The 298-nt window shown below is 71.5% G+C and carries 1 pseudogene; it reads left to right on the top strand.

Features of this window, described 5'->3' with window-relative positions:
- A pseudogene (locus ACLQ2R_RS39650) lies at nucleotides 1–298 on the top strand (phospholipid carrier-dependent glycosyltransferase); the annotation flags it as partial.

The following is a 298-nucleotide window of genomic DNA, read 5'->3' as shown; positions in this document are numbered from 1 at the left end:
GGGCGCAGGCCACCTCCCAGGGGCCGGGCTTCTTCGTCTTCGACTCGCTGCGCTCCTGGCTGAGCTACCACGTCCAGCTCCTGAACTTCCACACCGGGCTGGCGGAGAAGCACCCCTACCAGTCCGACCCGTGGACCTGGCCGCTCCTGGCCCGGCCCGTGGCGTTCCACTACCAGACGCCCAAGGGCCGGTGCGGCCCCGGTGACTGCGCCGAGGCGGTGCTCGGCGTCGGCACCCCGGTCATCTGGTACGCCGGTCTGGCCGCCCTCATCGCCATGATCGCCTGGTACGTCGCCAC

This window comes from Streptosporangium sp. DT93, from assembly GCF_049844535.1.
In the GTDB taxonomy this organism is placed as follows: Bacteria; Actinomycetota; Actinomycetes; order Streptosporangiales; family Streptosporangiaceae; genus Streptosporangium.
The sequence above is the reverse complement of the archived record's forward strand: the minus strand, read 5'-3'. Positions and strand labels throughout refer to the sequence as shown.